Source organism: Brucella sp. TWI432 (assembly GCF_039674445.1).
Taxonomy (GTDB): domain Bacteria; phylum Pseudomonadota; class Alphaproteobacteria; order Rhizobiales; family Rhizobiaceae; genus Brucella; species Brucella chromiisoli.
Map to the genome: position 1 here is coordinate 1 of NZ_JBDJNL010000071.1, position 486 is coordinate 486.

The window sequence follows — 486 nt, forward strand, 5'->3', positions numbered from 1 at the left end:
GGTGTTATCCTCACCACGTCAACCAACACCGACTTTTCCGAGATCTACAAGGCGATGGAAACCGTTACGCGCGAAAGCAACGGCTCATTCGTCAATAGCGGCTTTCTGGTCACAGCCCTTGGACCGAACGCCGAAGGCAAACAGGTGTTTTCGGTATCGGAAGGCACGGCCTATGTGAATGGTCGCCGCGTCATTCGTCGCCAGTCTTTTCGCTTTGCGTATGAGGAAAACCCTGATCTGCGCATGATCGATGCGGAACCGCATCCGTTCACCGCAGTAACAGGCGGCACGCAGGTCTTTACCGTTTCAAAGACTCCGATTGCCGAGGTGCGCCGCATCACCGTCGAAAAGGAAACCACCGACACAATCGTCCATGGTCCTTATGCCGGTGTGACCGATCCGCTGCCGCATTCCTCTGTTACCGCGATCCTCGAAATCAAATCGGGCACCACGGTTTACACCACGCCTGCCGACTGGCTGCTGTCG

General features: G+C 56.2%; 1 protein-coding gene. It reads left to right on the forward strand.

Going from position 1 to position 486, the window contains the following annotated elements; genetic code table 11:
* Positions 1–486 (forward strand): DUF4815 domain-containing protein (locus ABE527_RS21655; RefSeq protein ID WP_499698264.1); only part of this gene is annotated, 486 nt, incomplete at both ends.